Genomic DNA, 19,768 nt, shown 5'->3' with positions numbered 1-19,768 from the left:
CGATCATGAAAAAATATATACTGCTAGTCGTATGTTGCTTAAGCCTGCTGGCCTGTAACAAAAACGACGACAAGGTTGCCGGGCCGGTAATTACACTCGGGGCGGGATTTGAAGAAGTGGAAAACCTGAACGTGGGTGAGCAGGTAACAGTGCCCGTGAACGTGAAAGCACCCGCCGGTATACGCCGCCTGGCTTACTACTTCATCACCCAAACAGCATCGGGACTCTCTTCAGGAACGCCTGTAACGATTGACTATAAAGAAAATCATCCACAGGAACTCGATCAGAACATTGTGTTTACGGTGCCACAGAACATGGTGGAACTGGTTGTCATTTCGTTCGATAAACAAATGAAGAACAGCGAAAAGCATATCAAACCAAAAGGCGTACGACTTATGCCGGTACTTTCTTTTAAGGATAATGTGAAGTTCCGTGCCTCTGTTTTTGAGAACAAACAATTTAAAGTGGAAGGTAGTTTTACATCAGAGCATGATGTAACGGCCCTTACTTACCAGACTATTGTAAACGGCACAGCATCGTCCGAAAGTCCGATCACTATCACTAACGCAAAGAACATGCCTTTTGCGTTGACCGTTACCGTGGTGAAAAACATGAGCGGTATTATCGTAAAAGCAAAAAACAGCTTCAATGGTACTGCACTCGATACCTTCAAGATTGGTACGGTGGTAGACGATGCGGTGAATATCGCGCTGGATGGCAATAAAACAAACATTCCGGTAGTGTATGCGGGTATTGACAATACACTGGCGGGTACAGTGTTCTCTGGTTCCGCAGTGTCCACCCTTACCTACGCGCTGAAAGTGAATGGTACGTATGGTGCGGAAACAGCGATTACTATCGGAACGCCGAAGGATGAATTTGCGTTCAGTGTACAATACCAGGGCACAAATGGCGTACAGGCCGTACGCATCAGCGGTGCGAACGAAGGTGGTAAAAGTCTGCAGGCAGAGTATGTGGTAGCGCAGGTGTATAATAAACTGGTACATGTTAGAGACATTAAACTGACTACTGAAATAGGAGCCGGTAAACATAACTGGTTCTCTATGAACAAGGCACCTTATACATTTGATGTGCCAGGTGCCGCTGCTAACCAGCTGGCTATGGACTTCCTGATGTACAAACACGGTGCTACGGACTTCCGTATATCTTCGGCTGCTGCATTTAATGCAGGAGCAGCGTATTCCACTGGCATGGCGCCTTACATGGTTGGTTTCAATACCGCCACGTATACACTGGTTACTGTAAACCGTCCAAGTCTTACTAATGCCTTTTTTGATGGTATGTTGTGGGATGGTGAGCTTACGGATTACATCAATAACAAAGTGAAGGCACCGGTAGCTGCCGGTGGAGAAAACTATAACGTATCTACCACCAATCGTCGCTTTAACAGCGCACTGAAAGCGGGCGAAGGTTTCATTATCGGTTGGGGTTCATGGACGCCGACCAATAACCAGGCTTTTGCGGTAGTGATGGTTAAAGAGTATGCGGTTGTCAATGGCCAGGCCACCGTAACCCTTGAAGTGAAAGCACCTGCGGAAGACAATCGCACGAAATATAATCCGGTATCTACTTTAGCCTACCCCTGATAATCTATGTACCAATGATAAGAACATTCTTTTTTTATTCACTCATGCTGATGATGTTGGCTGGTTGTAACAGTGCCCGGAAAACAAGTTCCGGGCCTGCCAGTCGCGAGGTAACTGTGGTTACATATAATGTGCATCACGCTAACCCGCCATCGCAGCCAAAGGAAGTAATTGACCTGGACACCATTGCTGCTACGATCCGTAAGTCTGGTGCCCAGCTGGTAGCCCTGCAGGAACTCGATAGCGTAACGGTACGTGCTAATAAGGAGTTCCAGTTAAAACTGCTGGCCGATAAACTGGGCATGTACTATTACTACGGAAAAGCTATCCCGTACGAGGGCGGTGGTTATGGCGTAGGTATCTTATCAAAATACCCGCTTACTGAAACCCGTACGATCATGTTGCCTAAAATAGAAGGCTTTACAGGCGAGGATCGCGTAGTGGCCCTGGGACGTGTAAGTCTGCCCGGTAAAAAAGATATCTGGTTCGCCAGCACCCACCTCGATGTTAGTAAAGAAGAGAACCGTGTATTGCAAACGGCCGCTATCGTGAAGTTGGGCGAAAGTTTGTCCCTGCCCCTGGTAATTGGCGGCGACTTCAACGCTACTGATGAAAAGGGTGCCATACAACCACTCACAGCTTTCTTTACCGACGCCAGCATTAATAAAGCGCCTACGATTCCGAATGTAAACCCAAAACGAAGGATCGATTATATCTTCTTCCCTAAAACCAGCAGCTTTAAAACAGTGAGCGAGCAGGTATTGATGGAAGGATTTTATGGATCGGACCACCTCGGTTATAAGGCGGTGTTAAGTTATTAAAGAGATAACGGGGCTGCTTCGAACGAGGCAGCCTTTTTCTTTACGGCACCTCCAAACCGTAAATCACCTGTAAAACAAAAGCCCTTCTGAACGCGCATGCGGTGCCCCTCCGCATTTACACCAACCCAGCCTCGTTTATTGAATGTTACACAAAGATAGCCTCCGCTAACCCCGGAAAATTGTCCTGAAAGCAGAAAAAGTTGTCCTGAAAGCAGAAAATATTTATCACTGATAGTATCTTAACAAAAAGCGTCAAGAGTAGCTGAAGTATACCTGAAGTATACCTGAAAGCTAGGAGAAGAGAACCTGAAGATGGTGAATATAATATTGAAGGCCGTAGCTGCCCAGGTACGGGCATTTGAGCAATTAATACTTTAAACCCTGAATTAGACGGCTTTATGTTAACAAAACCAGATAAATGGTGTTAAATTTGATATGTAAACCTCAAATCGCCAGTATGAAGTATAATCTACTCGGAAAGTCAGACCTCAGGATTAGCGAAATTGGTTTCGGATGTATGTCGCTGAAGGGCAGCGATGCGGAGAATGCCGCGCTGGTGGCTCGCGCCGCCGACCTTGGCATTAATTATTTTGATACGGCGGATTTATACGACCACGGCCGTAACGAAGAAACCCTGGGCAAAGCATTAAAAGATAAGAGGAAAGATGTGGTGATCGCTACCAAAGTGGGTAATCAGTGGCGACCCGATGGAAGCGGCTGGGACTGGAATCCTACCAAGGAATACATTCTGGCTGCGGTGGAAGATAGTCTTAGACGCCTGGGAACGGATTATATCGACCTCTACCAGTTACACGGCGGTACTATTGACGACCCTATCGACGAAGCCGTAGCGGCGTTTGAATTATTGAAGTTGCAGGGAAAGATCCGTTATTATGGCATTTCCTCTATACGCCCTAACGTGATACACGCCTGGTTGCAACGTTCTCATTTGACGAGTGTGATGATGCAGTATAGCCTGCTCGATCGCCGCCCCGAAGAAATTTGCCTGCCCTTATTACAGGAGTATAATGTAGGTGTACTGGCGCGCGGCACCGTGGCCAAAGGTTTGTTAACGGGCAAAACCCCTGAAGAGTTCCTGAACTACAATATACTGGACGTGGCCATGGCTGCCAAACATGTGGCTGGCTTATCGGGCAGCGAACGCCTGCCATCGCAAACCGCCGTGCGTTTCGTGTTGCAGCAACCGGCCATTACCTCGGCCGTAGTAGGCATCCGCACCCTGGAGCAGTTGGAAGAGGCTGCAGGTACCACCAATACCCCGCCGTTAAAAGATTCCGAAATGGATTTTTTACGCCAGGCCGTTCGCATTAATTTGTACGACCAACACCGCTAGATATATTACTTTTGGGCGCAATTTCGTAACAACCTATGACGATAAAAACAACGCGCGCCCGGTTAAAAGCTATCTTTTCCGGCTCTGTGGGAAACCTGGTGGAATGGTACGACTGGTACGTATACACCGCCTTCGCACTTTATTTCGCGCCCTCTTTTTTCCCGAAAGGCAATCAAACCGCCCAACAATTAAACGCCGCTGCCATTTTCGCAGTAGGGTTCCTGATGCGCCCGATCGGCGGCTGGGTGTTTGGCCGCATTGCCGACCGTACCGGCCGTAAAGCTGCCATGACCCTGTCGGTGATGCTGATGTCTTTCGGTTCCCTCATTATCGCTCTTACCCCCACTTATAACAGCATTGGTTTGGCCGCCCCGGTATTACTGTTGGTGGCCCGCCTGTTACAAGGCCTCAGTGTAGGAGGGGAGTACGGCACTTCGGCCACTTACCTCAGCGAAGTAGCAGAGCCCGGCAAACGTGGATTTTATTCCAGCTTCCAGTATGTAACGCTTATTGGTGGTCAGCTTACGGCGCTGGGTGTGCAAATGCTGCTGCAGAAGGTGTTCTTAACACCGGCCGAACTGGAGGAATGGGGATGGCGTATTCCGTTCGTGATCGGTGCTGCGCTGGCCATTGTGGCCCTATACCTGCGGCGCAACATGGAGGAATCAGTAAAAATAGATACGACCAAAGAAAGGGGAACACTAAGACTGATGCTGAAAAAACACCCGCGTGCGGTGTTGACGGTGGTGGGTCTTACGCTTGGAGGCACGATCGCGTTCTATACATATACCACTTACATGCAGAAGTTCCTGGTGAATACTGTGCATCTTAGTAAGGACAGGGCAACGCAGTTAACGTTCTTTTTGATGCTGATATATGCGGGCATGCAACCGCTGTTCGGCTGGCTGTCGGATAAAGTAGGTCGTAAACCGTTGCTGGTAGGCTTTGGCGTATTGGGTACCCTGCTGACGGTGCCGATCTTAACGGCGCTGAGTCACGCCAATACCGAGGCGGCCGCCTTTTTCCTCATACTGGCGGCGCTGGTGATCGTAAGCGGTTACACGTCGATTAACGCAGTAGTGAAGGCGGAAATGTTTCCGGCGGAGGTACGGGCGCTGGGCGTGGGTTTACCTTATGCGCTTACGGTGGCTATCTTCGGCGGTACGGCAGAAATGCTGGCGCTGTACTTTAAAGATATCGGCCACGAATCGCTGTACTATTGGTACGTTTCGGGTTGTATATTTATATCGTTACTGGTGTATACCGCCATTAAAGATTCCAAACGTACGTCCTGGATGGACAAAGAAAATCTGAATTCATGAGGAACTGTTATCTCTTCCTTTTAACCCTTTTACTGCTTGCCTGTAAGCAACCGGTACCCCAACACGCGCTGGTGTTTCAGTCTGATTTTGGTTTGAAAGATGGGGCCGTGTCGGCAATGAAAGGCGTGGCCTTTAGCATATCGGCCGACCTGCACCTGTACGACCTCACACACGAGATACCGGCCTATAATATATGGGAAGCAGCTTACCGCCTTGAACAAACTGCGAAGTACTGGCCCTCCGGTACGGTGTTCGTATCGGTGGTAGACCCGGGCGTTGGTTCGGAAAGGAAGTCGGTGGTGTTGAAAACACAGACGGGACATTACTTTGTAACGCCGGATAATGGTACACTTACACTGGTAGCGGCTTCTATGGGCATAAGTGAAGTGAGGGAGATAGATGAGGTGAAGAACCGCCGTAAAGATTCTGGCAAGTCGTACACCTTTCATGGCCGCGACGTGTATGCCTATACGGGCGCCAGGCTGGCTGCGGGGGTGATTCGTTTCGAAGAAGTAGGCCCGGTACTGCCGGCGAAAGTGATCAGTCTGCCCTTCACCAGCCCTGCTTTTAATAACGGGGTGTTAACCGGCGGTATTCCGATACTGGATGTGCAGTACGGCAACGTATGGACCAATATCGATGACAGCACCTTTCGTCAGCTAGCTGTGAAGGCGGGCGACAGGATGCTGGTGGAGTTTACGCAGGCCGATTCGCTGGTGTATCGCGACAGCATTCCGTTTGCCAATACCTTTTCGGCCGTGCCGGAAGGTGCGCCCCTGGCTTATCTTAACAGTCTGTTACAGCTTTCCTTTGCGCTGAATATGGGCAATTTTTCCGAACAGCATCATATAAATAGTGGTCCCGGCTGGCAGGTAGTAATAAAGAAAATTGAACCGGGGAAATAAATCATACCTTTGCCTCTTAGTAAAAATGTGATGATCAAAGTAGGCGAATACAACAATCTCAGAGTAAAGAAGGAAACCGATTTCGGCGTTTATATGGCAGCCGGAGAGGAAGAAATACTACTTCCCAAACGTTTTGTACCCCGCGGTACCAAAACCGGCGACGAGCTGGAAGTGTTTCTGTACCACGATTCTGAGAACCGCCTGATTGCCACCACCCAAAGGCCTTTTGGCAAAGTAGGCGACATCGTGTTGCTGAAGGCGGTAGACGCCACTGGTCAGGGTGCTTTCCTCGACTGGGGGCTGATGAAGGATATATTTGTACCTAAATCACAGCAGCATGCTACGATGGTAGCAGGCCAGGAGTACCTGGTGATGATTTACCTCGATAAAATGACCGGCCGCGTAGCCGCTTCCGAAAAAATAGATCAGTACCTGAGCAATGAAGAGTTAACCGTAAAAGAGCTGGATCCTGTGGAGCTGCTCATTTACCGTCGCAACGACCTCGGTTTCCAGGTGATCATTAATGGTAAACACACCGGTATTCTGCATGCCAACGAAATATTCAAACAGGTGGATATTGGTGATAAAATACCAGGTTTTGTCAAAAGCATTAAGGAAGAAAACAAGATCGACGTGGTGCTGGGCAAACGTGGCTACGATAAAGTAGAAGACGAAGCCGGCAAAATACTGCGCCTGTTGCAGGAAAACGATGGCTACCTGCCTTACCACGATAAGTCGGACCCAGAGGAAATTTACGCCTTCTTTGGAATGAGTAAAAAAACCTTCAAAATGACTACGGGTAACCTCTACAAACAAAAGCGCATCATCTTTACCCAAACCGGAATAAAACTGCTGGACGAAGAAGCTTGATTTTTTAGATAAAAATCAACAACTGGTGCCGTAAATTAGATGCTTAAATACTTAAGCACTTGGCACCTTACCATATCAACAGCAAGTTACCCAATACCGGCACTACCATTTTTACCGTAATGTCGGCCCTGGCGGCAGAACATAAGGCAATTAACCTCTCGCAGGGCTTTCCCGATTTCGACTGCAGCCAGGAGCTGAAGGATATGGTGAATAACGCCATGCAGCGCGGCAATAACCAGTACGCACCTATGCCCGGCCTCATGGCCCTGCGCGAAGTAATTGCAGGCAAAGTGCAGCGCCTGTACCAGCAAACCATCAATCCGGATACGGAAATTACCATCACACCCGGAGGCACCTACGCTATATTCACGGCTATTGCCACCTGTATTGGTCCGGGCGATGAAGTGATCGTGTTTGAACCGGCATATGATAGTTACATTCCCAATATATTAGTGAACGGAGGCGTGCCTGTACGTATACCACTGGATTTTCCCGGCTACAGTATTAACTGGGACCTTGTGAAAAGCAGGGTAACCGCGCGTACAAAGATGATCATCATCAATACCCCTCATAACCCCACCGGTAGTATTCTAAAGGAAATGGATATACGGCAGCTTGAGCAATTGGCAGAGGAACATAACCTGCTGGTTATTTCGGATGAAGTATATGAACACCTGGTGTACGACGGTGCCCGGCATGAGAGCGTTTTGCGCTACCCCGGCCTGTTGCAGCGGAGTTTTGTCACCTTCTCTTTCGGTAAAGTGTTTCATAACACTGGCTGGAAAATGGGTTACTGCATAGCACCTGCTCACCTGATGGCCGAATACCGTAAAGTACACCAATACCTCTGCTTCTCAGTGAATACGCCCATGCAGTACGGCCTGGCGTCTTTCCTCGAATATCCTGAACACTACCTCACACTTCCGGATTTTTATCAGAAAAAAAGAGATTATTTCCTGCAACTGATGAAAGATACCCGCTTCACCCCTTTAGCAGGCGAGGGTAGCTACTTTCAGTTGATGCAATATCATCAGATATCCGACGAAAGCGATAAAGATTTTGCGATAAGGGTAACGAAAGAGTTTGGTGTAGCTACTATCCCGGTATCTGCCTTTTACCAGGATGGTAAGGACGATAAGGTGATCCGTTTTTGCTTTGCGAAGCGTAAAACGACGCTGGAGCAGGCGGCTGAGCGGTTGAGGAGGATGTAGGCAGTAATTTGTACAACCCCATCCTCAATATATACAATGATTTACCCCCTTTTTGTCACGGGACTATAACACCTCATTTTAGGCTTCCAGTGTATGCTCAAATTGTCTAAATTTACACCTTCGTTTTACCACATCATACATATCTATGACAAATAGCTTATTTGACTTTGGAATGATTGGCCTCGGTGTTATGGGAAGGAACTTCCTGCTTAACATGGCCGATCATGGGTTTTCTGTAATAGGGTTTGATAAAGACCAGCAAAAAACAGACGCCCTTGAACAATCTGCCACCAAGGGTACAACGGTAAAGGGCGTAGCCGAACTTTCCGCCATGGTACAGTTGTTAAAAGCACCCCGCAAAATTATGATGCTGGTACCCGCAGGTAAACCGGTAGACGATGTTATAGAATCACTGCTGCCACTGCTCGAAAAGGGCGATGTGGTGATAGATGGTGGTAACTCGTACTGGAAAGATACCCTGCGCCGTGTAGATTACCTGAAAGGGAAAGGCCTCCACTTTATGGGGATGGGCGTTTCCGGCGGCGAAAAAGGCGCACGTACCGGTCCTAGCATTATGCCAGGCGGCGACGAAGCAGCGTATCAGCATGTTAAACCCATGCTGGAAGCGGTAGCTGCCAAGGTGGGCGACAGTCCCTGTGTTGGTTATCTCGGTAAAGGTGCGGCAGGCCACTTCGTGAAAATGGTGCATAATGGTATCGAGTACGCGATTATGGAACTCATCAGCGAAAGCTACAACCTGCTCCGCCAGGGTGCCGGTTTAAGCAACCAGCAGTTGCACGAGGTGTTTTCCAAATGGAACGAGGGCGTTAACCAATCCTTCCTGCTCGAAATTACCCGCGATATATTCCTGCAAAAAGATGATAAAGGCAGTGGCGAACTGCTGGATAAGATTTCCGATAAGGCGGGCTCCAAAGGCACCGGTAAATGGACTTCCCAGGACGCGCTCGATTTGCCTTTGCCTGTAACCGTGATCGATGCGGCGGTGGCCATGCGTAATATTTCCTCTCTCAAAGAAGAAAGAACGCAGGCGGCAGCGCTGTACAAAACCGTTACCGGCAAAGTAACCGCTTCGCAGGAAGCGTTTGTAAAACAGGTACACGATGCACTGATGTTCTCTACCATCATTTGTTATGCACAAGGCCTGGCCCTGTTGCAGACCGCGTCTAAAGAACTGGGTATGGATATTTCCCTGCCAGAGTCTGTACGCGTATGGAGAGCAGGTTGTATTATCCGCTCGGGACTGCTGCCGGCATTTTATACTGCCTACAAGCAAACCCCCGGCCTGCAAAATTTGTTATTAGATGCAGAAGTAGCGAAACTGTTGCAACAAACAGAAGCGAATGCAAGAGCAGTGATCGTAGAAGCAGCACAAACCGGCTTACCGGCTTCTGCCTTTATGTCGGCCCTGTCTTACTTCGACGCGTATCGCAGCGAACGCCTGCCCACCAACATGGTACAGGCCCAGCGCGATTACTTCGGCGCACATACCTATCAGCGAATAGATATGCCTGGCACTTTTCACACAGAATGGCAATAACTCAAGATCTTTTATAATTTCTATATGCAAAACCATAAACGTCCCCCTGCCTCAGTGTTGTTTATTTTCGGTGGCAGTGGCGACCTGAACCTGAGAAAGCTTACACCAGCACTCTTCAACCTTTTCCTTGATGAGTGGATGCCCGAGAAATTTGCCATTGCCGGTTTGGGCCGTAGTTCCTACACCGATGAGGCTTTCCGTGCGCACCTGCTGGATGGTATACAGAAGTTCTCCCGCCGTAAGGGTGAGGAAAATGGTCACTATAATGATTTTTTTGAGCACGTAAACTACCTGCAAATGGATGCCGGCGACGAAGCTGCGTACAGCTTAATCACCGACAAAGTGAAAGAGAAAGAGCAGGAGTGGGGCGAACATCCCAATGTAATATTTTACCTGGCCGTAGCGCCACAGTTGGTGCCGGATATTGCGGTGAAGCTGGGTAAACTGAACCTTTGCAAAGACACGCACTCTACGCGTATAGTAGTAGAGAAACCTTTTGGTCACGACCTTAAGAGCGCGCTGGAGTTAAATACCTTACTGGGCAGCATTTATAAGGAAGAACAAATTTTCCGTATAGACCACTACCTGGGTAAAGAAACGGTGCAGAACATCCTGGCACTTCGTTTTGCGAACGCATTGTTCGAGCCGGTTTGGAACAGGCAATACATTGAGCATGTACAGATCACTGCTGCCGAAAGTGTTGGTTTGGAAGGCCGTGGTGGTTACTACGAAAACTCCGGCGCCCTGCGCGACATGGTGCAGAACCACATTCTGCAGCTGTTATGTATGGTGGCTATGGAGGTACCCGTTAACTTCGATGCGAACGAGGTACGAAATAAAAAGGTAGATGTGCTGCATGCACTGCGTCCGATTAAAAAGGAAGAAGTGCATGAGTATGCAGTGAGGGGCCAGTACGGCGCCGGCTGGATTAAAGGCAAAGAAGTACCCGGTTACCGTGAAGAGAAAGGAGTAAATCCTGAATCTGAAACCGAGACCTACGCTGCCGTTAAGTTTTACATTGATAACTGGCGCTGGCAGGGTGTTCCGTTCTACGTTCGTACTGGTAAATTCCTGAACCAGAAAGCCACGCATATTACTATCCAGTTCCGTCCCGCGCCACAGTACGCCTTCCCGGCGGAAGCGGCCGAAACCTGGAGAAGTAACAGGCTCACCATCAGTATACAGCCCGAAATGGATATCCGTATCCGCTTCCAGGCTAAACGTCCGGGCCAGACGATGACCCTTGACCCGGTGAACATGATCTTTAATTACGACGATGCTGCCGGCGAACATGCACCAGAAGCATATGAAACGCTGCTGCTCGACGTAATGGAAGGCGATGCTACGCTGTTCATGCGTGCCGACCAGGTAGAAGCTGCCTGGAAGGTGATCATGCCTATCCTGCATGCATGGGAAGCCCGGACACCTACAGACTTTCCTAACTACTCTCCTGGTACCTGGGGACCTGAAGATGCCGAAGCGCTTATTGCACGCGATGGTCATGCCTGGATCAACCTGGCGCCGTCGAAGTAAAATATATTTATCGACCGGCAGGCTATAAGGCCTGCCGGTTTCATTTTATACAGCCTTTAGATCATGGAACTGCACATCGCAAAAGACCCGGCACAACTGAGCGAAAACCTCGCCGCGTGGACCTGCAACTACATCCTGGAAACACTACAGGAAAAAGAACTGTTTACTTTCGTACTCTCCGGTGGCAGCACGCCGAAACTGCTGTACACATTGCTGGCGAAAGAGCCTTATGCACAAATGATTCCCTGGAATAAAATACATTTCTTCTGGGGTGATGAAAGGGCCGTGCCTTACAGCGACGATCGCAACAATGGCCGCATGGCCTGCGAAGTACTGCTGGAAAAAGTAGGTGTACCTAAAGAAAACATTCATTTAATGCGCACCGATATTGCTCCCGAAGCTTCGGCAGAAGCATATGAATTATTGCTGCAAAAATATTTTAAACGTACCGGTGTTACATTCGACTACGTGTTGTTAGGCATGGGTGATGATGGTCATACCTTATCACTTTTCCCGGGTACAGAAATAGTGCATGAGAAAAAAGCATGGGCTAAAGCATTTTATTTGCCGGCGCAGGAAATGTACCGTATTACGCTTACTGCTCCTGTAGTAAACCAGGCGGCACGCATCGTTTTTTTGGCCACAGGTAATGGTAAAGCGCTTACGTTACAGGGCGTAATAGAAGGAGAATATAAGCCCGATACCTATCCCTCGCAGGTGATTAAACCTGTTACGGGCGAACTGCATTGGTTTGTTGATGAAGCTGCGGCTGCTGCTTTGCAGGCATAAGTTTTTATATAGTATCTGAGCCCCTGTTATACATTGGTGTAACAGGGGTTTTTTATGTTGATGAGGGAATATAAAGTAGAAGTGTGCGACGCAACGGGGGATTGGTAGTGTTCCCGATGATGACTACACCAATCCTTTATAATCCGCCATAGTGGCCCGCAGATGCAGCGGTTAAAAAATTCCATAAAAATAAATATTGACGAAAACCCTATGGAAAAGTATTTAGCGCGCCATCTTATATGCAAATCTACAAGCCATGGACATCACTAAATCTACCACTCCCGAATTTATCGACATCCTCTTTGATGGAAGGAATAAAAACTATGGTGCTTACAAACATCGCGTAACATATGATAAGCGCGTGCGCAATGCCATTGCGGGTACAGCCTCTATCGCGCTGGTGATTATCGGCGGTTACGTATTGGGTACCAACTTACGTGCAGCCGATGTGCACAGGGATAACAAACCGTTAATTACCCAAACAGAGCTGATTGATGTGAAGATAGAAGAGCCTAAGTTTATTCCGCCCCCGCCTGTTAAAGTTGAGGAGCCGCCTGTTAAGATCGCAACAGAGAAGTTTAACACTTTCAGGGTTACAGATGAACCAGTGGCGCCTGAGGAGGAAGTGGTAAAGATTTCTGAACTGGAGAATAAAGTAATTGCGAATGCAAGACAGGATGGTGAAGATGGTTCGAACGAGATCGCGGCATTGCTTGAAAAAGGAGGCAATAATACCGGTATCGTTGCTAATGAGACCATTAAAGAAGATCCAAACAAGGTGCATATTTTCGTAGAGATCCCTCCTGAGTTTCCTGGTGGGGAAGCCGCCTTGAATAAGTTTTTACAACGGAATATTAGCTATCCCGCTGTAGCTTCGGATAATGGTATCCAGGGAATTGTGAGTGTGTCGTTTGTAGTAGGCAAAACGGGCGAAATCAGTGAGGTGAAAATTTTAAGCCTGAAGAAAGGTGGTGGATTAGAAGAAGAGGCGATCCGTGTGGTGAGGAAAATGCCAAAATGGAAACCAGGCAGGCAGAATGGTCAGAATGTAAATGTGCAGTTCAATCTCCCTGTAAACTTCCGCCTCGCAGAACAATAAAGTTTTCTTTCATTAGGATATACGCCGCGCCTTACGTTTGTAAGGGCGGCGTTTTTTATTTATATTTAGCAATACCTTATCAACCACGTCTATGCCTGAACTAAAACCGCAACCGCGTATACTTTCTATCGATGCCCTGCGTGGCATTACCATACTTGTAATGATATTTGTGAACGAACTGGCGGGTATCCGCAACATTCCGCAATGGGCGCAGCATATGAAGGCCGATGCCGATGCGATGACCTTTGTGGATATGGTGTTCCCGTTCTTCCTGTTTATCGTGGGCATGTCGGTACCATTTGCGGTAAAGAACCGGCAAAGTAAGGGCGATAGTACAGCTAAGATATTGTTACACATTGGTTTCCGTACATTGGGGTTATTGGTGTTAGGTCTTTTTATGGTGAATGCCGAATCGGGTTACAATGCCGAAGCTACCGGGTTGAGGGAGTCGTTATGGACATTGTTATTCTACGCCAGCGTAATACTGGTTTGGAACGTATATAAGTTTGAAAAGCCCTTTATCGCCTACCTGTTGCGCGGTATTGGCGTAGTTGGGTTGATAACACTGGGATGGATATACCGCGATAACGAAGGTAATGGTATGCAGGTGCACTGGTGGGGTATTTTGGGTTTGATAGGATGGGCTTACCTGTTTACCAGTTTAATTTACCTGGCGTGTAAAGGTCATAAGGCCGGGGTAGCCATCGCGATTATAGCCAGTATGGGTTTTTTCATACTCGGCCGCGAAACCGATACGTGGGCGAGTGGGCAAACAGGGCATGCTATTCATACAGGCATTGCACTGTGCGGATTGTTACTTTCACTCAATTACTTTGATGGGAAAACGAAGCAGCCTTACTTTTGGGCGATCGTATTTGCCGTATTGCTGGCCATAGCCGCCTATGTGTTACGTCCATATTATACCATTTCAAAGATATGGGCTACGCCGAGTTGGGCACTTTACAGCGCTGCCAGTTGTTGCGTGTTATACACGGTTGTGTACTGGATCACCGACGTAAAGGGGTACAATCGCTGGACGGGGTTCCTGCGGCCTGCTGCAGCCAATCCACTGCTTACCTATATTATACCGTCTATTTTATATGCGTTGATGTACTATTTTCACTTTTTCCTGTTCCCGGATGCCTGGCGGACGGGGTGGCTGGGGGCGGCTTACTGTGCGGTATTTGCCCTGGCAGTAATGGGTTTGGTGAAATTGCTGAATAAAATCGGCATCCGGCTACAGTTGTAACCGGGGCGAACGGAAGGGCCGGGTGCTTTATTGTATCCGGGGCTGCGCTATAATTGGTCGGAATTTTGTAATGTTGTCTTAGGTATTAGTGCGGTTACATTGAAGATGAGATTAAAAATATTCCTGCCTCCCTACATCGGCTGTTACATCTTACTGCTCCTGTTTCCATTATTTGTGCAGGCCCAGGTAGATACTGCGCGTACACCCAAAAGTGGGTGGTTTCGCTCGGTAAACCGTTATATGGACTCAATTCGCAGCCGCAGCTACCGCGATTCCATGATCAAACGCATGAACCGCGAGAGAACGGAGCCACTTTCCACCGACAGTGTTATGGTGAAAAGTGAACGGCAGTTTACGCCCTATTCGGGCATGCCCATCCGCAACATCTACTACAAAAAGGTGGACGTATTTGGTCCCAAAAACATTACCGATACCACTTTTACCACCAATATGAAACTGCTGAAGTTCGCCAACCGCCTGCACGTTCATTCGCAGCAATGGGTAATAAGGCAGTCGCTGTTTTTCCGGGAAAGAGATACGATCAATGCTTTTGAATTTGCTGATAATGAACGTTACCTGCGTAGCAGGCCGTTTTTGAACGATGCGCGTATCTACGTAATTAAAATTCCGGAAGATGCAGATTCGGTAGATGTGCTGGTAGTAACCAAAGACGTGTTTGAATATGGTGTAGACCTCTCATCAATCACTACGCAGAACTTTGAGTCGCGTGCGTTCAATAACAATCTGTTTGGCGCGGCCCAGGGTCTTATGCTGGGTGTGCAATGGCACAACACCTGGACGCCCCAATGGGGTTCCGAAGCGCGTTATACGAAGTACAACATAGGCGGCTCCTTCGTTGATGCATCCATCGGTTACTCCACGGTGAACAATAACTCCCCGCTGGATACCAATGTGTACGAAGGGTCGTATTACATCAACATCAACCGGCCGCTTTACCGTACCTCGGCCCGTATTGCAGGCGGTTTGCAACTGGCGCGTAAATGGTCGATGAATATCCGCGACTACCCCGATTCGGTATTCCGCGATTACAGCTATAAGTTGCTGGACGCGTGGGCGGGGTATAACATCGTCAATCGCCAGGGCAAACACGGGAGTTACAAGGACTGCCCTAACCTGGCCTTAACCTTCCGTTACCAAAACCTGTTTTTCGACAAACGTCCCAACCAGGAGGTGTTTAAGGAAGACCCGATATATAACCACCGGCACTACTATATAGCCTCGCTGGTGCTGTTTAAACAGGAGTTTTTAAAGTCGCACCACTTCTTCGGCTTCGGCAGAACGGAGGATATTCCCTATGGCTTTAATGCCAACATATCTGGTGGCTGGGAAAACTGGACGGGTAGGAGGCGCTATTATTCAGGAGGTGAAATTCAGAAGTACTGGGTAACAAAGTTGAAAGGCATACTGGCCGTACAGGCCGGTGTGAGCAGTTTCTGGGAAGGCGGCAAATCCGCGGACGCCGTTTTACATGGCCGTATCGATTACTACAGCCGTATGTTTAATCCTAACGGTCGCCACCGTTTTCGCCAGTTCCTGTACGCCGATTACCTGGGTACGCCGAACAATGACCTGTACAAACCGCTTAATATCAATATGGAATATGGGGTGTGGGGCTTCAGGCACACCAGGGTAAATGGTTACGCCAGGCTTAACCTCCGCACAGAAACTGTGTATTACAGTCCCTGGAAATTCTTTGGGTTTAAAGCGAACTTCTTCTCCGCGTTACAGGTTTCGCAACTGACAGAGCAGAATAATGCGATCTTCAAGAATCCTATCTATGCAGGTATTGGCGCCGGTTGCCGTATCAGGAACGAAAACCTGTCGCTAAATACTTTAAAACTTTCTGCGAACTACTATCCTAATCATCCGCCGGGCATGAACCCGCTGTTCATTGAAATTACCACCATCACGGACTTCCGCTTCGATATCTTCGGTATTAAAGCGCCCGGTTTCCTGCAGTTCCGTTAAAAAGTCAGCAGCTTATTACGCACAAGTAAACAGGCGCCCATCATACCAGCCTTTTCGCCCAGCTTGGAGATTTTAAGCTGTGTATCGTTATTGACCAGGCTCAGTGAAAATTTGTTGATAGCGCTTTTTATCGGGAGTCGGATGTAATCGCCCGTGTAACTGAGGCTGCCGCCAAGGATGACCAGTTCCGGATTAAACAGGTTGATGAGCAACGCAATACCGCGGCCGAGCTTTTCGCCTATTTCAGCAATCAGCTCAATGGCCAGTACGTCGTCGTTAATGGCAGCCTGAATAATGTCTTCCAGTGTTACATCCTCCGGTCGTTTGTTTTTGCGGGTAATAACGGTAGAAGAGCCTTCGTCCAGCTTTTCGCGGAATATGCGTAACAGCGCCTGGCCGGAGGCTTCGGTTTCGAGGCAGCCCTTTTTACCACAGTGACAAATGATTTCATTGTTGAAGAATGGAATATGGCCAAACTCGCCCGCAAAGCCGGACTTACCGTAATAGAGCTGCCCGTTTATCAATATGCCCAAGCCGATACCATGGTCGAGGTTCACGAACAGTACATTCTTTTCCTCGTTCACCACACCGTTGCTGAACTCACCATAAGCCATAGCCCTGGAATCATTCTCCAGGTAGGTGCGAATACCAATGCGCGACTCAATGATCTTGCTCAAGGGCTCTTCGTCAAAATAAAAGAAACTATAACTGTAGCCGGTAGCGAAGTTAATACGGCCCGAAAGGTTAACGCCGCAGCCCAGTATCTTATCCTTAGCCGCCGGGTACTCCTGTAGAAAATCGATGATGATACGGCAAAGGTCGTCGAGGGAAGCCTGTGTGTTGTTTAATTTATAAGGAACACGCTCGGCATGTTTCACCAGGTTCTTTTTGAAGTCGAGCAGGCCAACGTTAACGTGGTTCCGCTTTACCTCTACGCCTACGAAGAAGCCCGATTCCGGTGCCAGTCCGTAAAGGTTAGGCCTGCGGCCGCCAGTGGAATCTATCTTGCCATAGTCCTGCACCATGCCATCCGATATGAGGTCGGTAAGCAAAGTGGTTACTTTAGGGGCGCTGGAGTTAAGCTCCTTGCTAAGGTCAGCGATGGTAGCGTTACCATTGTTGGCAAAGTAAGCGATGATCTTCTTCTTTAGATAAAGGTTCTTATAAGCTACACCACCTGCAACATCGCTAGTGAGTTCGTCAAAGAAAGTCTGCTTGGCAGTCATACAATTTGAAAATATTAGGCAAATATGCGCCCTTTTTAAAAAATATTAGAAACAAATCACGAACAGATACTTATGTGTCAGATTATCAGTTAGTTATGAGGTTGTAATACTTATTGGTGGTCAATTTCACTGGCTATCTTTACTTAAACCGGCACACTGATCTTCTTTTAGAAAACGGTTAATTTACCTATAGTTTTAAAAAAAATTAAAAAAGTACTTTGAGTTTAGTAAAAAATATTCTTATTTAGCCTTCAACTTGATCTAAATCGTTAATAACTGCGTTACAACCAGGTGAGGCTGTAATGAGGGCTATTGGTTTTAAAGATAAGGAACCGCGTCGTGTTCTCCATCTAATAATTAAAATACGGTACGAGGGTACCGCAGAGGCAACCAGAATGATAAACAGTAAGCATATAGTATTGTTGATGTTGAGCTGCTGCGCATGTATAACAGCAGTGGCACAACGAAAGGTGACTACCCAGGTGCTGGTGATTGGCGGTGGTACCGGCGGTACGGCAGCAGGTATCCAATCGGCGCGCTCGGGTGCGGCCACGATTATAGCCGAGGCTACGCCCTGGCTGGGTGGTATGTTATCTTCGGCAGGCGTATCGGCCATTGATGGTAACCACAACCTGCCTTCTGGCTTATGGAACGAGTTCCGGGAAAAGATATATAATGTGTATGGTGGGCCCGAAAAGGTAGCCACCGGCTGGGTGAGCCATACGCAGTTCGAACCGCATGTAGCTGATAGCATCCTGAAAAGAATGGCCGCTGCGGAAAAGAACCTGCAGGTGTTATATAAATGCCGTTTCGTATCGGTCCTTAAAACCGGCAAAAAGGTAACGGGCGCTGTATTTAAAGACAGTACCGGCAAAGAGCTGCGGATAAGCGCCACGGTAGTGGTCGACGGTACAGAGTTGGGTGATGTGCTGGCAAAGGCCGGCGCAGCTTACGACCTGGGGATGGAAGCAGGCAGCATTACGGGTGAAACGGTAGGCATTACCCAAACCAATCGCATTGTGCAGGACCTTACTTACGCAGCCATCCTGAAAGACTATGGCGCTGGTGCAGATAAAACGATTGCCCGTCCGGCGAACTATGACCCGATGGAGTTCGACTGTTCCAATACATCTTACTGCCACGATACCACCCGGGAAAAACCGAGTGTGGATGCGGCGAAGATGCTGGAGTATGCGCAGTTGCCGCATCATAAATACCTGATCAACTGGCCGAAGTACGGCAACGATACTTATCTGAACATCGTGGAGATGAGCGATGCGCAGCGCGAAAAAGAACTGGTAAAAGCGAAAGAAACCACGTTACGTTTCATCTATTTCGTACAGCAGGAACTGGGCTTCAAACACCTGGGGCTGGCCGATGATGAATATCCGACCAAAGATTTGCTGCCGCTTATTCCCTATCACCGCGAAGGCCGTCGTGTAAAAGGGCTGGTACGTTTCACCATGCGCCACATCGACGATCCTTATCATTATGGCGATCCGCTGTACCGCACTGCGATCAGTGTAGGCGATTATCCCATTGATCATCATCATAAGAAAAATAGAAAGGAAGCCCCGCAGCACCTGGAGTTTTATCCGATACCGTCATTTGGTGTGCCTTTGGGCGTAATGATACCGGAAAAAACAGAAGGTCTGATTGTAGCGGAGAAAGGCATTTCAGTTAGTAACGTGGTGAATGGTACAACGCGTTTGCAGCCATGCGTGCTGCTTACCGGACAGGCCGCCGGTGTACTGGCCGCGCTTACAGTGCAACAAAAAACAACACCCGCTAAAATTGATGTACGCCAGGTACAGGCGGAGTTGTTAAAAGCAAAAGCATATTTACTTCCTTATATAGATGTAAATCCAACCGATACGGCGTTTGCTGCCATTCAGCGAATAGGCGTTACCGGTATACTTAAAGGAAAAGGCGTTCCGTATAAATGGGCAAACCAAACCTGGTTTTACCCGGACAGCGCGATCACTGCAGCCACACTCGTAGAAGGGTTTAAGGACTTTAACAGTACGATAGATCTGGCTCGTTTTGCCAGCCATCAGCCACTCACCGTGAACGATGCCAATAAAATAGTGGCTGCTTATAATAACCAAACGCCGGCAGCAACTGCCGATGGTCATCGCCTGATCAGCCGCCGCGAACTGGCGGTGCTGATCGATAACAAGATCAATCCTTTTAACAGTAAAAAAGTGTCCTTTACCGGCCGTTGGATAAAATAAT

The 19,768-nt window shown here is 48.3% G+C and carries 15 protein-coding genes; 14 read left to right on the top strand and 1 reads right to left on the bottom strand.

The window, feature by feature from the left end; genetic code table 11:
- Positions 1 to 5: 5 nt before the first annotated feature.
- The 13 genes from QZT80_RS01870 to QZT80_RS01810 all read left to right on the top strand — a co-directional run bounded on the left by QZT80_RS01870 (position 6) and on the right by QZT80_RS01810 (position 16,307).
- Positions 6 to 1,607: a hypothetical protein gene (locus QZT80_RS01870; protein WP_295117035.1), complete on the top strand. Its 1,602-nt coding sequence runs from the start codon at positions 6 to 8 to the stop codon at positions 1,605 to 1,607.
- Between the two features lie 14 nt (positions 1,608 to 1,621).
- Positions 1,622 to 2,428, top strand: a complete 807-nt coding sequence (locus tag QZT80_RS01865; RefSeq protein ID WP_295117033.1) for an endonuclease/exonuclease/phosphatase family protein — start codon at positions 1,622 to 1,624, stop codon at positions 2,426 to 2,428.
- Positions 2,429 to 2,885: 457 nt separating this feature from the next.
- Positions 2,886 to 3,782: an aldo/keto reductase gene (locus QZT80_RS01860; protein ID WP_295117032.1), complete on the top strand. Its 897-nt coding sequence runs from the start codon at positions 2,886 to 2,888 to the stop codon at positions 3,780 to 3,782.
- 35 nt (positions 3,783 to 3,817) lie between these two features.
- Positions 3,818 to 5,104, top strand: a complete 1,287-nt coding sequence (locus QZT80_RS01855; RefSeq protein ID WP_295117030.1) for an MFS transporter — start codon at positions 3,818 to 3,820, stop codon at positions 5,102 to 5,104.
- Complete coding sequence (locus tag QZT80_RS01850; protein ID WP_295117029.1) at positions 5,101 to 6,009, top strand: S-adenosyl-l-methionine hydroxide adenosyltransferase family protein; 909 nt, start codon at positions 5,101 to 5,103, stop codon at positions 6,007 to 6,009. Before QZT80_RS01855 ends, QZT80_RS01850 begins: the two co-directional genes overlap by 4 nt.
- Positions 6,010 to 6,018: 9 nt before the next feature.
- Positions 6,019 to 6,879, top strand: a complete 861-nt coding sequence (locus tag QZT80_RS01845) for a S1-like domain-containing RNA-binding protein (RefSeq protein WP_295117027.1) — start codon at positions 6,019 to 6,021, stop codon at positions 6,877 to 6,879.
- Between the two features lie 59 nt (positions 6,880 to 6,938).
- Entirely contained in the window at positions 6,939 to 8,090 is a 1,152-nt protein-coding gene (locus tag QZT80_RS01840; protein ID WP_295117025.1) for a methionine aminotransferase, read from the top strand.
- A 145-nt stretch (positions 8,091 to 8,235) separates the two neighbouring features.
- Positions 8,236 to 9,648, top strand: coding sequence for an NADP-dependent phosphogluconate dehydrogenase (gene gndA, locus QZT80_RS01835; protein ID WP_295117023.1), 1,413 nt, complete (start codon positions 8,236 to 8,238; stop codon positions 9,646 to 9,648).
- A gap of 24 nt (positions 9,649 to 9,672) precedes the next feature.
- Complete coding sequence (gene zwf, locus QZT80_RS01830) at positions 9,673 to 11,181, top strand: glucose-6-phosphate dehydrogenase (RefSeq protein WP_295117021.1); 1,509 nt, start codon at positions 9,673 to 9,675, stop codon at positions 11,179 to 11,181.
- Between the two features lie 63 nt (positions 11,182 to 11,244).
- Positions 11,245 to 11,970 carry a 6-phosphogluconolactonase gene (gene pgl / locus QZT80_RS01825; RefSeq protein ID WP_295117019.1) on the top strand — a complete coding sequence of 242 codons (726 nt, stop codon included), beginning with the start codon at positions 11,245 to 11,247 and terminating at the stop codon, positions 11,968 to 11,970.
- A 256-nt stretch (positions 11,971 to 12,226) separates the two neighbouring features.
- Complete coding sequence (locus QZT80_RS01820; protein WP_295117017.1) at positions 12,227 to 13,069, top strand: energy transducer TonB; 843 nt, start codon at positions 12,227 to 12,229, stop codon at positions 13,067 to 13,069.
- A 91-nt stretch (positions 13,070 to 13,160) separates the two neighbouring features.
- Positions 13,161 to 14,318 (top strand): DUF5009 domain-containing protein, encoded by a 1,158-nt coding sequence (locus QZT80_RS01815; RefSeq protein WP_295117015.1) that lies wholly within the window; start codon positions 13,161 to 13,163, stop codon positions 14,316 to 14,318.
- Positions 14,319 to 14,423: 105 nt separating this feature from the next.
- Positions 14,424 to 16,307: a hypothetical protein gene (locus QZT80_RS01810; protein WP_295117013.1), complete on the top strand. Its 1,884-nt coding sequence runs from the start codon at positions 14,424 to 14,426 to the stop codon at positions 16,305 to 16,307.
- Here the strand turns inward: QZT80_RS01810 and QZT80_RS01805 are convergent.
- On the bottom strand, positions 16,304 to 17,533 hold the full coding sequence (locus QZT80_RS01805) for an ROK family transcriptional regulator (protein ID WP_295117012.1): 1,230 nt from the start codon (positions 17,531 to 17,533) through the stop codon (positions 16,304 to 16,306). The two genes, QZT80_RS01810 and QZT80_RS01805, sit on opposite strands and share 4 nt — an antisense overlap.
- 455 nt (positions 17,534 to 17,988) lie before the next feature.
- Between QZT80_RS01805 and QZT80_RS01800 the strand changes: the two genes are divergently transcribed.
- A complete protein-coding gene (locus QZT80_RS01800; RefSeq protein WP_295117010.1) occupies positions 17,989 to 19,767 on the top strand; it encodes an FAD-dependent oxidoreductase in 1,779 nt (592 codons plus the stop codon).
- The last annotated feature ends 1 nt before the right edge of the window (position 19,768 follow it).

This window comes from uncultured Chitinophaga sp. (assembly GCF_902168175.1).
Classification (GTDB): Bacteria; Bacteroidota; Bacteroidia; order Chitinophagales; family Chitinophagaceae; genus Chitinophaga.
This window is presented reverse-complemented; position numbering and strand designations above follow the sequence as displayed.

Coding starts and splice junctions, on each gene's coding strand:
- QZT80_RS01870 (WP_295117035.1), top strand. CDS start 6: ATGAAAAAATATATACTGCTAGTCGTATGTTGCTTAAGCCTGCTGGCC.
- QZT80_RS01865 (WP_295117033.1), top strand. CDS start 1,622: ATGATAAGAACATTCTTTTTTTATTCACTCATGCTGATGATGTTGGCT.
- QZT80_RS01860 (WP_295117032.1), top strand. CDS start 2,886: ATGAAGTATAATCTACTCGGAAAGTCAGACCTCAGGATTAGCGAAATT.
- QZT80_RS01855 (WP_295117030.1), top strand. CDS start 3,818: ATGACGATAAAAACAACGCGCGCCCGGTTAAAAGCTATCTTTTCCGGC.
- QZT80_RS01850 (WP_295117029.1), top strand. CDS start 5,101: ATGAGGAACTGTTATCTCTTCCTTTTAACCCTTTTACTGCTTGCCTGT.
- gndA (WP_295117023.1), top strand. CDS start 8,236: ATGACAAATAGCTTATTTGACTTTGGAATGATTGGCCTCGGTGTTATG.
- zwf (WP_295117021.1), top strand. CDS start 9,673: ATGCAAAACCATAAACGTCCCCCTGCCTCAGTGTTGTTTATTTTCGGT.
- pgl (WP_295117019.1), top strand. CDS start 11,245: ATGGAACTGCACATCGCAAAAGACCCGGCACAACTGAGCGAAAACCTC.
- QZT80_RS01820 (WP_295117017.1), top strand. CDS start 12,227: ATGGACATCACTAAATCTACCACTCCCGAATTTATCGACATCCTCTTT.
- QZT80_RS01815 (WP_295117015.1), top strand. CDS start 13,161: ATGCCTGAACTAAAACCGCAACCGCGTATACTTTCTATCGATGCCCTG.
- QZT80_RS01810 (WP_295117013.1), top strand. CDS start 14,424: ATGAGATTAAAAATATTCCTGCCTCCCTACATCGGCTGTTACATCTTA.
- QZT80_RS01805 (WP_295117012.1), bottom strand. CDS start 17,533: ATGACTGCCAAGCAGACTTTCTTTGACGAACTCACTAGCGATGTTGCA.